The organism is Bradyrhizobium sp. Arg816 (assembly GCF_029989365.1).
Lineage (GTDB): Bacteria > Pseudomonadota > Alphaproteobacteria > Rhizobiales > Xanthobacteraceae > Bradyrhizobium.
The window spans coordinates 70833-83284 of sequence record NZ_JAPRAQ010000003.1; the positions used below are offsets into that span (position 1 = coordinate 70833).

At 65.5% G+C, this 12452-nt stretch carries 10 protein-coding genes; 8 read left to right on the plus strand and 2 right to left on the minus strand.

Annotated features, from left to right (window positions below):
* Positions 1 to 57 precede the first annotated feature (57 nt).
* The gene (locus tag OWC48_RS08975) at positions 58 to 198 is read left to right on the plus strand and encodes a hypothetical protein (RefSeq protein ID WP_282519661.1); all 141 of its coding nucleotides are present in this window, start codon (positions 58 to 60) and stop codon (positions 196 to 198) included.
* Between the two features lie 6 nt (positions 199 to 204).
* Here OWC48_RS08975 and OWC48_RS08980 read toward each other — a convergent pair whose 3' ends face one another.
* Both OWC48_RS08980 and OWC48_RS08985 read right to left on the minus strand, forming a co-directional pair.
* Positions 205 to 900, minus strand: coding sequence for a GntR family transcriptional regulator (locus OWC48_RS08980; protein ID WP_282519662.1), 696 nt, complete (start codon positions 898 to 900; stop codon positions 205 to 207).
* Between the two features lie 8 nt (positions 901 to 908).
* Positions 909 to 2321 (minus strand): FAD-binding oxidoreductase, encoded by a 1413-nt coding sequence (locus OWC48_RS08985; protein WP_282519663.1) that lies wholly within the window; start codon positions 2319 to 2321, stop codon positions 909 to 911.
* A 178-nt stretch (positions 2322 to 2499) separates the two neighbouring features.
* Here OWC48_RS08985 and OWC48_RS08990 point away from each other — a divergent pair, with 178 nt between their 5' ends.
* The 7 genes from OWC48_RS08990 (at position 2500) to OWC48_RS09020 (ending at position 12420) form a co-directional block, all read left to right on the plus strand.
* Positions 2500 to 3384, plus strand: a complete 885-nt coding sequence (locus tag OWC48_RS08990) for a dihydrodipicolinate synthase family protein (RefSeq protein WP_282519664.1) — start codon at positions 2500 to 2502, stop codon at positions 3382 to 3384.
* Between the two features lie 202 nt (positions 3385 to 3586).
* Positions 3587 to 5917 (plus strand): TonB-dependent siderophore receptor, encoded by a 2331-nt coding sequence (locus OWC48_RS08995; RefSeq protein WP_282519665.1) that lies wholly within the window; start codon positions 3587 to 3589, stop codon positions 5915 to 5917.
* A 63-nt stretch (positions 5918 to 5980) separates the two neighbouring features.
* Entirely contained in the window at positions 5981 to 7162 is a 1182-nt protein-coding gene (locus OWC48_RS09000) for a PepSY domain-containing protein (protein ID WP_282519666.1), read from the plus strand.
* A 73-nt stretch (positions 7163 to 7235) separates the two neighbouring features.
* Complete coding sequence (locus tag OWC48_RS09005; RefSeq protein WP_282519667.1) at positions 7236 to 8468, plus strand: rhodanese-like domain-containing protein; 1233 nt, start codon at positions 7236 to 7238, stop codon at positions 8466 to 8468.
* A 120-nt stretch (positions 8469 to 8588) separates the two neighbouring features.
* A complete protein-coding gene (gene serA / locus OWC48_RS09010; protein WP_282519668.1) occupies positions 8589 to 9833 on the plus strand; it encodes a phosphoglycerate dehydrogenase in 1245 nt (414 codons plus the stop codon).
* A gap of 109 nt (positions 9834 to 9942) precedes the next feature.
* Positions 9943 to 10962: a patatin-like phospholipase family protein gene (locus OWC48_RS09015; protein ID WP_282519669.1), complete on the plus strand. Its 1020-nt coding sequence runs from the start codon at positions 9943 to 9945 to the stop codon at positions 10960 to 10962.
* A 3-nt stretch (positions 10963 to 10965) separates the two neighbouring features.
* Complete coding sequence (locus OWC48_RS09020; RefSeq protein WP_282519670.1) at positions 10966 to 12420, plus strand: GntP family permease; 1455 nt, start codon at positions 10966 to 10968, stop codon at positions 12418 to 12420.
* Positions 12421 to 12452 lie beyond the last annotated feature (32 nt).

Consider the following 12452-nt stretch of genomic DNA (forward strand, 5'->3'; position numbering starts at 1 on the left):
CTCGACGCTTCGTTTCGGGGCGATGGGGGACTTGTGAGTACGGTCATAGAGAACTTGTTGTCACGGAAGCAGAAGCTTGTGGAACAGCTCGAGAAGGCGCAGTCGGTCGACGATCGCGACAAGATCGAGCACCAGCTCGAACAGATCAACACCGCGCTGGATTTTCTGGACAGGCCGGGATCGAGAGACGCGCGGTAGAAGCGCTCAGTCCGGCTTCAGCGCCTCCACTTTCAAGGCCTCCACTTTCAAGGCCTTGGCGTAGACCAGGCCGGAATTGGTGATGTGCGTCGTCATCAGCGCTTCGAAGGCGGCGAACTCGCCGCGCGCGAACAGATCGAGCAGCTTGCGATGCTCGTCGAACGACGAGCGGGTGCGCACGTCGATCGGCGACGTCAGATTGGTGCGCAGCGCGGCGACGCGGCCCGAGACGAGCTGGTAGGATTCGATGAGATAGCGGTTGCCGCAATGCGCAAACAACCCTTCGTGAAAGCTCGCATCGGCGCGGCCATAGGCGATGTTGTCCTTTGCCGCGATCGCCGGCTCCATCGCCGCGATTGCCTCGCTCATCGTCGCAATTGCGCCGTCGCGATCGTGACGGAACGCGAGCTCGGCGGCCTTGGGCTCGAGCGCGATCCGGAAGGTGCAGAGCGCAGTGATGTCCTCCGCGCTCGGCGTGAACACGAAGCTGCCGACCTGCGGCCGGATCACGACCAGGCCCTGCGCCTGCAACTGGCCCATCGCCTCGCGCACCGGCGTGCGGCTGACACCGAAGGAATTCGCCACCATCTCCTCGGAGATGGCGGCGCCGAGCGCGAACTCGCCGTCGATGATGGCCTGGCGCAGCCGCAGCACCACCCGCTGCGACAGCGATTTCGGCGTATCGAGCTTGAGCGATCGCATCTGCTGTCTCAGATCACCTTGCCGGGATTGAGCAGGTGATCGGGATCGAGCGCGGCCTTCAGCGTCCGCATCAATGCGATCTCGGCTTCGCTCCGGGCGTGGCCCAGCCACTTCTTCTTCAGCGTGCCGATGCCATGCTCGGCGGAGACGCTGCCGCCCAGCTCGCGCACCAGGCCGTAGATGATCGCGTCCATCTCTTCCTTCGGCTGCTGCTCGACGGAAAGACCGGTGACCCAGGACACGAGATGCAGATTGCCGTCGCCGATATGGCCGTAATAGACGCTCTCGCACCCCTTGATGCCGGAGGCCAACGCGGCCTTGCAGCGTGTGACGAACTCGTCCATCCGCGCCACCGCAAGCCCGATGTCGTAGGAGATGTGCGGACCCAGCACCTGGCCGAACTCGGCGCAGATGTCGCGCACGCGCCAGAACGCCTGCGTCTGCGCCAGCGATTGCGCCACGGCGGCATCCGCGAGCAGCCCGCGCTCCATCAGCTCTTCGAGCCAGGCCTGGAAACGCGGTGCATCCAGGCTCTCGTCGGTGCCTTGGGCCTCGACGAGCACGTAGAGACCGTGGCCTGCGGCGACCGGCGGCTTCACCCCGGCGCGCGTCGTGATCACGTCCCAATAGTCCGGCCACATCACTTCGAACGCCGACAGCAGCGGGCCGAGCCCGCTGCGCGCGGCATCGAGCAGGGCGATCACCGCGGCATAGTCCTTCAGCGCGCACAGCGCCGCCATGGTCGAGCGCGGTTTCGGGAACAGGCGCAACACCACGCGGGTGATGATGCCGAGCGTACCTTCGGAGCCGATGAAGAGATGCTTGAGGTCATAGCCGGCGTTGTTCTTCATCAGCTTGTTGAGGCTGGTGATGACGGTGCCGTCGGGCAGCACCACCTCCAGGCCGAGCACCAGTTCGCGCGTCATTCCGTAGCGGATCACGCGGTTGCCGCCGGCATTGGTGGAGAGATTGCCGCCGATCGCGCAGGAGCCGCGCGAGCCGAGATCGAGCGGAAAGAAGAAACCGGCTTCGTCCGCAGCCTTCTGGATCGTCTCCAGCGGCGTGCCCGATTTCACCGTCATCGTCATTGACGCCCGATCGATCTCCTCGATGCCGGTCATGCGCTCGAGCGAGATCGCGACCCAGCCTGCGTCGGGTGAAGCGCCGCGGCACAGCCCGGTCAATCCGCCCTGCGGCACGAAGGGCAGCCGCGCCTGCCGGCAGGTCGCAAGCGCATCCGCAACGCCTTGCGCATCGACCGGTCGGATCACCGCAAGCGGCGTTTGCGGCAGGCTCGCGCTCCAGTCGTTGCAATTGCGTGCGGGCACGTCGGTGCCGATCAGCACGGCGGCCGCGCCGAGCTTGTCGCGCAGGGCGCCAAGCAACTGATCGGGACGCTCAATGGGGCTCACCATGTTCATGCGAGACCTCCTCGGATCTGGCTGCGTCTCATGCGCGCCATGACGGTGGAAAGGATTTGCGTCCGTCTTGTATGTAAGGTACAACATAAAAAGTAAAGCAAAAACAAGGCTCGGAAGGCCTCCTAAGATCGTTCGAGATCAGGGGCTTAGTCCGGGACCGCAGCTAATGGGTGGTGAGATGACGGAGGTAATTCGCGGGTTCTGGGTGGCGTCGGTGACGCCGCTGGCGACTGATGGCAGCGTGGACTCCGCCAAGCTCGCCGCTCACGCCAGGCAGCTTTTCAGCAAGGGCGTCGATGGTGTCGTGCTGTTCGGCACCACTGGCGAGGGCACCTCCTTCAACGTCACTGAGCGTGTCGCGACCATCGAGGCCGTGCTCAAGGCCGGCGTCGCGCCCGAGCGGATCGGCATCGGCGGCGGCTTTCCCGCCATCACCGACAGCATCGCACTGACGCGCGCCGTGCTCGGCCTCGGCTTGCGTCACGTGCTGTATCTGCCGCCCTATTTCGACCGTGGTGTCACGCCCGAAGGCATCGAGGATGCTTTTGCCGCCATCATCGACGGCGTCGCCGACGATCGCCTGCGCGCTTCGCTCTATCACATCCCGCAGGTCTCCGGCGTTGCGATCCCGACCAGTGTCGCGGCGAACCTGCGCAAGCGTTACGGCAAGGTGGTTGCGGGCCTGAAGGACTCCAGCGGCGACTTCAAGCAGTTCCAGGCATTCCGTACTGCTGCTCCCGATCTCGCCATCACTGTCGGCAACGAAGCCGACATCACCCGCGCGATCGCCGCCGGCGGCGCCGGCACCATCTGCGGCATGGCCAACGTCCTGCCCGAACTGGTCAAGGGCATGGTTGACGGCAAGGATGTCGAGGCGCGCATGCAAGCTGCGCTCGATGTCGTGCTGAACACGCCGTCGTTCCTCGCGACGCTGAAGGCAATCCTCGCCGCACAGACGGGCGACGCCGGCTGGCTGCGCGTGCGCCCGCCGTACCGTGCCTCATCCGATGGTGCGGCGCTCAAGCGAAAGATTGACGAGCTGATTGCTCCTGCCATCGCGTGAGATGTAAAGCCTTCGTGACACGTTGCCGCGAATTCGCGTGCAGCGTGTTGCGATCGCTGCGACATCAATGGGTGATTGCCGTTCGGTGCGCTGATGCGCTTAGAACGATTCAACACTAGAGCGATTCAAGCTCGCCTACGGTTCTCTTCGATCCCGCCGACTGTTACAGGCGCACACTTCAATGTTCTTGACTTGAAGTGGAATGAAAGTGCGTGCCCCCGTGGATGGCCAGCGCGTCAGCGGCCATCGTCATCGTGCCGGCAAGAGCCGTGCAGGTCTTCTCCTCGGCGCAGCGGTGCTGCTCGTCGAATCCCCCTCGAACACGACGAGTGCGCTGGCGCAATCGGCGTTGCCACCAGTGACAGTGGAAGCGCCGGTGCAGCGACCGAAACCGGCGCGCGCGTCGGGACAGTCTCTACGCCGCGCGCAAGCCGCGGCACGCCAGCGCAATGCCACGGTCGCCCCCGCAGGACCGACGCTCGCGGAGCGCGCCGCCGCGGAGGGCGCAGCGCAACAGGCTGCCAAGCTCGGCTACCGCGCGATGCCGAGCTCGACCACGCTGCGCAGCGGCGCCTCGCCGCTCGATACCTCGCAGACCGTCAACGTCGTGCCTGAACAGGTCTTGAAGGACCAGCTCCCGCGCAACATCGACGACGCGTTGATCAACATCAGCGGGATCACCCAGACCAACACGCTCGCGGGAACGCAGGACGCCGTGATCCGCCGCGGCTTCGGCGACAACCGCGACGGTTCGATCATGCGCAACGGCATGCCGCTGGTGCAGGGCCGCAGCCTCAATGCCGCGGTCGAGAGCGTCGAGGTGCTGAAGGGACCGGCCTCGCTGCTCTACGGCATCATGGATCCCGGCGGCATCGTCAACACCATCAGCAAGCGGCCGGAGCTGTACCAGCACGGCTCGGTTACGCTGCTCGGCTCAACCTACGCGAACAATCGCAACGGCGCCGACGGTACGCTCGACATCACCGGTCCGATTGGTGACCAGGGCCTTGCCTATCGCTTCGTCGGCTATGGCGTCAGTGAGGACTATTGGCGCAACTTCGGCCGCCATCGGGAAATGCTGGTGAACCCGTCGCTAGCCTGGTACGGCGACACCACGACGGTTCAACTCACCTACGAGCACCGCGAGTTCATCACTCCGTTTGACCGGGGCACTGCCTTCGTCAAAGGCGCTCCGCTGGCGATCCCGAAGACGCGCCGGCTCGACGAGCCGTTCAACAACATGTGGGGGACCTCCGACCTGGTGCAGGCCTCGGTCGAGCAGAAGCTGGACGACAATTGGAAGGTCACGGCGGCCTACAGCTACAACACCGAGACCTTCAGCGCCAATCAGCTTCGCATCACCGGCGTCAATGCCACGACCGGCGTCGAGACCCGCAGCAACGACGGCACCCGCAACTCGCTGAGCAACGCCAGTTACGGCACCTCCTATCTGCAGGGTGACGTCTGGGTGGGCGGCTTCCGCAACGAGATCTTGTTCGGCGGCGAGGCGCTATATCGCACGATCGATCGCCACGATCTGATTCGCCAGGCGACCCCGAGCTTCAATTTCTACAACCCGGTCTACGGGCTGGTCGTGCCGGGCACGACGGTTTCGCCAGTGGACAGCGAGCAGACCGACAAGCTCGGCACCCGCGGCTTCTTCGCCCAGGACACGTTCCATCTGACCAACTGGCTGTCCGTGGTCGGCGGCGTACGCTGGATGGAATACGAGCAGCTCGCCGGAAAGGGCCGCCCGAACTTCATCACGAACACCAATTTGGCGGGCGACAAGGTGTTGCCGCTCGGCGGGGTCATTTTCAAGCTGAACGAGCAGCTCTCGTACTACGTGAGCTATACGCAATCGCTGAAGCCGACATCGGTCATCGCGGCGTTCACCACCGGCTTCGTCGTGGACTCCACCATCGCGCCCGAAGAGGGAACGCAATGGGAGACCGGCCTGAAGTTCGATGTCAACAAGCGGCTGTCGGGCACCCTGGCGGTCTACGACATCGAAAAGAAGAACGTGCTGGTGCTGGACGATATCGGTGGCGGCAAGTCGGCGGCGCGCACGTCGGGCGCAGCCAGGTCGCGCGGCGTGGAATTGGACGTGACCGGCAAGCTGAGCGATCAATGGAGTATGATCGGAAGTTACGGCTATACCGACGCACGGCTGATCAACGATCCCGTTGTCGGCAACGCCAAGCTGTTCAACGCCGCCATGAACACGGCTTCGCTCTATCTCGTCTACGATTTCGGCGATGCACTCCCCGGACGTCTGCGGCTCGGCGGCGGCGCGCACTATGTCGGCGACCGCCCGGGCGATGCAGCCAACACGTTCTTCATGCCGGCCTATACCGTGGCGGACATCTTCGCGACCTACGACACGAGAATCGACAACCTGCCGGTGACCTATCAGTTCAACGTCAAGAACGTGTTCGACAAGCTCTACTATACCTCCAGCACCGGCAACGCTTTGAACGTCGCGATCGGCGATGCGCGCCGGGTGTCGCTGTCGGCGACGGTGAAGTTCTAGCGATGGCTGAGCGGCACACCCGCGCAGATCCACTGATCTCGCTGATCAAGAAGGCCGGCTTCGATGCGTAGGGTGGGGCATCATATCAAGGTCGCTCTGCACCAGATTCACTCGATCGCGGGCCTCGTGCTCGCGCTGCTGCTGGCCCTGATCGCGCTGACCGGCGCGATCATGAGCTTTGAGGACGAGATCGGCGATCATCTCAACGCCGGCCTCATGCAGGTCGCGCCGCGCCAGGCACCGGCGTTGATGCCGGACGAACTGGTGGCTCGGCTGAAGGCGGGGCAGGACCTCGGCAGGGTCTCGGCCGTCACGCTGTCGAGCGATCCGGCCGCGGCGGTGCGTGTCCGCTTCGCGCGCGACGAGCAGGGCGCGCGGCCGACATCGCTCTATGTCGATCCCTACGATGCGCACGTGCTGGGTGCGCCGCGTGGCGAGGAGTTCTTCGCGACCGTGCGCAGGCTGCATCGATGGCTGCTGATCCCCGGCGACGCCAAGGGCTGGGGACGCCAGATCACCGGCATCGCCGCGCTCGGCCTGATCGTCATGCTCATCTCGGGCCTCGTGCTGCGCTGGCCGCGCCGCGCCGGCAGCGTGAAGATGTGGCTGAAACCCAATCTCGGGCTCAGCGGGCGTGGACTGCACCGTTCGCTGCACGCGGTGATCGGAACCTGGGTGCTGCCGGTCTATCTGGTGATGACGCTGACCGGGCTGTGGTACTCATTTGACTGGTACAAGGACGGGGTGGTCTGGCTGCTGTCGCGTCCGCATGTTGCCGCCGCGAAGATGCAGCCAAAGCAGCCGCGCGCCGCAGGGCGTTCCGAGCCGGTTCAGGCGGTCGGATTTGATCCTGCGTGGGCGACGCTCCAGCGCGAGGAGGGCGATCGTTTCGCCAAAGCGCTGCTGACGCTGCCAACTGGTCCGGGCACGGTCATCCGGATCCGGTCGTGGGCGAAGGACACGACGCTCGATACCACACGTGACGAATTCCGCGTGGATGCCGTCACCGGTCAGATCGTCTCGGCGGAGCGCTACGCCGACAAGACGTTTGGCGAGAAGATCATCGCGAACGTGCTCGACATCCATCGCGGCGCGTTCCTGGGTTGGCCCGGCAAGCTCGCCTTCATGATTGCAGCAGCGTTGATGCCGCTGTTCTCGGTCACCGGCATTTTGCTTTATCTGTCGCGCCGCAGGCTGCGGCGCCCCGCGCAGCCGCCGCTCGGGCGGCTGGTTCCGGGCGAGTGAGCGGCCGCGAAGGCTAGCCAAGCGCGCGACAATCGTTCAAAAGCCCTTGGCCGTACTTGCCAGGGTTCACGCCATGAAGCTCCCCACCGTCACCCCCGCCGATATCCGCCGCGCGCTGCTGCTCCGCGAGGAGATCGCGCTGCTCGATCTCAGGCACGAGGCCGGCTTCGCCACCGGGCATCCGCTGTTCGCCGCCAACATGGCCGCGGACCGGATCGCGATCGAAGCCGAGGTGAGGCTGCCGCGCAAGGACGTCGCAATCGTGCTCTATGATGACGGCGAGGGGCTTGTTGAGGCCGGCGCCGAGCGGCTTGCCGCGCTCGGCTACACCAATGTCAGTGCGCTCGAAGGCGGACTGAAGGCCTGGCGTGCGGCGGGCTATCAGGTGTTCGAGGACGTCAATTCCTATTCGAAAGCGTTCGGCGAGCTGGTCGAGGCGCGGCGGCACACGCCGTCGTTCAGCGCCGACGAGGTGGCAGAGCTCATCGCGGACAAGGCCAACATCGCGATCCTCGATGTTCGCCGCTTCGACGAATATGCGACCATGAACATCCCGGGCTCGGTCAGCGTGCCTGGCGCTGAGCTGGTGCTGCGGGCAGGGCAGGCCGCGCCCGACCCTGAAACCACCATCATCGTCAATTGCGCCGGGCGCACGCGCTCGATCATCGGCACGCAGTCGCTGATCAATGCCGGCGTGCCCAACAAGGTGCGGGCGCTGCGCAACGGCACGATCGGCTGGACGCTGGCGCGGCACACGCTCGATCACGGCGCCGGCCGGCGTGGCGCGATCGGGCCGTTCGAGGGCGGCCCGGCCAATGCGCGCGACGTCGCCTATCGCGCCGGTGTTCGCCATATCGGCGCGAACGAGGCGAAGGCGCTCGCAGCGCAGACCGATCGCACGCTCTATCGTTTCGACGTGCGCGACGCAGAAGAGTATGCGGCTGGCCATCTCCGCGGCTTCCGGCATTATCCCGGCGGCCAGCTGGTCCAGGAAACCGACATGGCCGCGCCCGTGCGCGGCGCGCGCATCCTCCTGACCGACGACAAGGGCGTACGTGCCGACATGACGGCATCCTGGCTCGCGCAGATGGGCTGGGAGGTCTACGTCCTCGAAGGCGGTTACAATGGTGAGCTCGAGGTCGGCCCGCCGCGCGTGCTGCCCAAGCCCGACCCGGCGCATCGTTACCGCCGGCCCTACGAAGGCACTGACGTCGCCGAGCGCGCGATGCAGGCCTATCTCGACTGGGAATACGGTCTCGTCGAGCAACTCCGGCTCGACGGCACGCACGGGTTTTACGTCATTTGACCGGGCGGCCACCGTAAACGCTTACCGCCCCGCCATCTTCTCCCCATATCCAAACCCTATTGTGCTGCATCTCCCCCGCGGTCTATGAGCTGCGGCAAAGCTGTGACCTACGGAGATTCCATGCCAGCCCCAGGCCAAAGCCCCGAGCGGAACGCGAAGGCGCTGTTGCTCGAAGGCGTCAATGACAGCGCTGTCGACCTGTTCCGGAGCGCGGGCTTCGCCAATGTCGAGCGATTGACCAAGGCGCTGGACGGCGAAGACCTGCGGCGCGCGCTGAAGGGCGTGTCGCTGCTCGGCATCCGCTCGCGCACCCAGATCACCGATGAGGTGCTCGCGGCCGCCGACGGGCTTCTCGCGGTCGGCTGCTTCAGCGTAGGCACCAACCAGGTCGACCTCCTGGCGGCGCGCAAGCGCGGCATTCCCGTGTTCAACTCGCCGTTCTCCAACACCCGCAGCGTCGCCGAGCTCGTGATCGGCGAGATCGTGATGCTGCTGCGTCAGATCTTTCCGCGCTCGGTGTCCGCCCATGAAGGCGGCTGGGACAAGTCCGCTGCCGGCAGCCGCGAGGTGCGTGGCCGCACCCTCGGCATCGTGGGCTATGGCAATATCGGCTCGCAGCTTTCGACCCTTGCTGAAGCCATGGGCATGCGCGTGATCTATTACGATCGCACCGACAAGCTCCGACACGGCAATACCGAGCCGGTCGAGAAGCTCGAAGAGCTGCTGACGCAGAGCGACGTCGTCAGCCTGCACGTGCCGGAAACGCCGGAGACATCAGGCATGATCGGCGAGAAGGAGCTGCGCGCGATGAAGCCGGGCTCATTCTTCATCAACAACAGCCGCGGTACCGTGGTCGATCTCGATGCGCTCGCAGGCGCCTTGCGCGACGGTCACATCGCGGGCGCTGCGATCGACGTGTTCCCGGTTGAGCCGTCCTCGAACGCGGAACGATTCAAGAGCCCGGTGCAGGGCCTCAACAACGTCATCCTCACCCCGCATGTCGGCGGCTCGACCGAGGAGGCGCAGGAGCGCATCGGCGGCGAGGTCGCGCGCAAGCTGGTCGACTATTTCATCACGGGATCGACCATGGGCGCGGTGAACTTCCCGGAGGTGCAGCTGCACTTACGTCCCGCCGGCGCGCGCTTCAGCCATGTCCATCGCAACGTGCCGGGCATGCTGCGGCGGCTGAACGAGGTCTTCCTCCAGCGCGACATCAACATTGTCGCGCAATATCTGGAGACCGCCGGCGACCTCGGTTACGTCGTGCTCGACGCCGATCTCGGGGGTGAGGATTCGGCCGCGCTGCTTGCGCAGATCCGGGCGCTCGAGGGCACGGTTGGCGCACGGCTGGTATTCGAGCACTAGAACGCTCCACGTTCCGGTTGCAATCTGTAGCCACGGCTCTCTACACTGCTGTCATCTTCGGGTACTAAAAAGCACGTCGAATTTGAGCTTCAGTTGCGTGGGTGCCGCCATGGAACGGGACGCCGTACTAATCGATCTCGCGCTTCAAGGTGGCGGTTCGCACGGCGCCTTCACCTGGGGCGTGCTCGACCGTCTGCTGGAAGAGAAGTGGCTCACCATCGCCGCGATCTCCGGCACCTCCGCGGGCGCGATGAACGCGGCTGTGCTCGCAGACGGATGGATCGCGGGTGGCGCCGAGGGCGCGCGCGACGCGCTCGAAAAATACTGGCACCGCGTCTCGAAGGCTGCCGCCTTCAGCCCGCTCCAGCGCTCGCCGCTCGATCGCCTGATGGGGCGCTGGACGCTCGATACGTCGCCAGCCTACATCCTCACCGATTTGATGTCGCGGGTGCTCTCGCCCTATGATCTCAATCCGACCGGCTACAATCCGCTGCGCGCGGTGCTGGCCGAGAGCATCGATTTCGAACGCCTCGCGCGCTCGCCGATCCAGCTGTTCATCACCGCGACGCGGGTGCGCACCGGGCGCGGCCGCATCTTCCGAAATGCCGAGATCACGGCGGACGTGCTGCTGGCGTCGGCCTGCCTGCCGACCATGTTCCGTGCGATCGACATCGACGGCGAACCCTATTGGGACGGCGGCTTCGCCGGCAACCCCACGATCACGCCGCTCATTCGCGAAAGCGATGCGCACGACACGATCCTGGTGCAGATCAATCCGACCGAAACGCTCGAGGAGCCGCGGACGGCTGCGGAGATTCTCAATCGATTGAACGAGATTTCGTTCAATTCGCCCCTGATGAAGGAATTGCGCATGATCGCGCTGCTGCGCCAGGCGGCCGACCCCGGCAGCGGCGAGGGCGCGCGCTGGGCAAAGATGCGGACCCACCGCGTCAAGAGCGACATGCTGGCGAAGTTCGGCGCGTCATCCAAGCTCAACGCCGAATGGGAGTTCGTCTCGATGCTGCGCGCCGAGGGGCGCCTGGCGGCCGAGACCTTTCTCGACGAGCACGGCGCGGATATCGGCCAGCGCTCGACCGCCGATCTCGACGTCCTGCTGTCGGAGTGCTGAGACATGGGTCTTCTCGGCCTCCTCGTCGGGCTCGCCCTGCTCGTCCTGTTCGCTTTTCGCGGCTGGAGCGTGCTTCTGCTGGCGCCGTTCGCAGCGCTCGTTGCCGCGTTGTTCGGCGGCGAGCCGCTGCTTGCGAACCTGACCCAGGTGTTCATGGTGCATGCGGCGGGATTTCTGGCGCAGTTCTTCCCGATCTTCCTGCTTGGCGCGGTCTTCGGCAAGCTGATGGACGATAGCGGCGCGGTCACGTCGGTCGCCGCCTTCATGGCGGAGCGCCTCGGCGAGCGTCGCGTGATCCTGGCGGTGGTGCTCGCCGGTGCCGCGGTGACCTATGGCGGCGTCAGTCTGTTCGTTGCGTTTTTCGTCATCGTTCCCATGGCCCGTTCGTTGTTTCGCGCGGCTTCGATCCCGCGTCGCCTGATCCCGGCTGCGATCGTGCTGGGGACGTCGACCTTCACCATGTCGGCCTTGCCGGGCACGCCGTCGATCCAGAATGCGATCCCGATGCCGTTCTTCGGCACGACGCCGTTCGCAGCGCCGGGCCTCGGCATCATCGCCTCCCTCATCATGCTCGTGACAGGGTTGTGGTGGCTGCACCGCGCCGAAGCCGCGGCGCGCCGCGCTGGAGAAGGTTATGGCGACGATATCGAGGGCGCGACCGAGCGCGCCGCCGCCGACGAGCTCGTGCGCGAGCGCGCCACGACCGCGCGCGAGTTCGATCCGGCGGAGCTCCAGCACGGTCAGCGCAGCGAGCGGCCGTCGCCCGTGTGGAGTGCGATCGCGCCGCTGATCGTCGTCGTCATCGTGAATCTGGTGATGTCGCTCATGGTGCTGCCGCGACTCGATGTCAGCTATCTCGCCGAGCAGCGTTTTGGTGAAACGACGCTCGCGGCGGTCGCGGGCGTGTGGTCGGTCGCGGTCGCGCTGACTGCGGCCATCGTCACGACCATCGCGCTGAACCGGGCTCGCTTGCCGGCGCTTCGCCGCACCATGGACGCCGGGGCCAATGCATCCGTCCTGCCTGCGTTCAGCGTGGCGAGCCTCGTCGGATTCGGTGCGGTTGTCGCCTCGCTGCCGGCGTTCACGATCGTGCGCGACTGGGTGCTTGCGATCGAAGGCGGACCGCTGGTCTCGCTGGCGGTTGCGACCAACATCCTGGCCGCGCTGACCGGGTCGGCGTCAGGCGGCCTGACCATTGCGCTGGACGCTCTCGGCCAGACCTATGTCGAGCTCGCCGCGCGCACCGGCATCGCCCCTGCGCTGATGCACCGCGTGGCGGTGATCGGCTCGGGGACGCTCGACATCCTGCCGCACAATGGCGCGGTGGTCAGCCTGCTTGCGATCTGCGGCCTGACGCATCGCGACAGCTATTTCGACATCGTGATGGTCGGCATCGTGACGTCGCTGCTGGCGCTGGTCGCCGTGATCGCATTGGGCAGCGCGCTGGGATCGTTCTGAGCAGAATGCGAACGTAAGCGATTGACGGAACG